The sequence below is a fragment of the Micromonospora aridisoli genome, from assembly GCF_056150025.1.
The window spans coordinates 1-570 of sequence record NZ_JAXCFK010000120.1 but is presented as its reverse complement, the minus strand read 5'-3'; the positions used below and the strand labels follow the sequence as shown (position 1 = coordinate 570).

The 570-nt window shown below is 36.1% G+C and carries 1 pseudogene; it reads left to right on the top strand.

Annotated features, from left to right (window positions below):
• Nucleotides 1-23: 23 nt before the first annotated feature.
• Nucleotides 24-570, top strand: a pseudogene (locus SM447_RS29665) (hypothetical protein); the annotation flags it as partial.

Here is a 570-nt window from a genome sequence, read left to right as displayed (position 1 = left end):
TAGACAAACGAAAACTACTCGAGATGGCACAATTACATGATAAGGATATTGAAACTACAGAAGCAACTTCAAAACTGCAGAAAGAAATTGAGACAATCGAACTACCTCCCAAAAAAGGATTTTGGACTAGACTATTGGCTAGTGAGCGTTTTCAACATTATCATCGAATTTTTGCTCTCATGGTTTTTGCCAATTTGGCGCTACTAGCCTATGGACTAACCACTGGAGAATGGTGGCAAGAAGATGGTATAGCACTCCAAACATTATCGTATATCGTTCTGGCAAACTTTTCTATCGGAATTTTAGTACGACAACATCACGTTGTTAACTTATTTTTCAAAATTGCTACGAGTTTTCCGACCTCTTATCCTTTATATATTCGTCGATTTTTCGGAAAAGTATATCATTTTGGAGGTTTCCACACAGGCGGTAATGTATCCGGAAGCGTTTGGATGCTCCTTTTTATAGGCTCTTTATTCTATCATTATACACAAAACCTTCCTGGTGTTTCTAACATATTGATTTCAATTACCTCGGTACTTATAGTCATTTTGGTTTTTATGATTATAA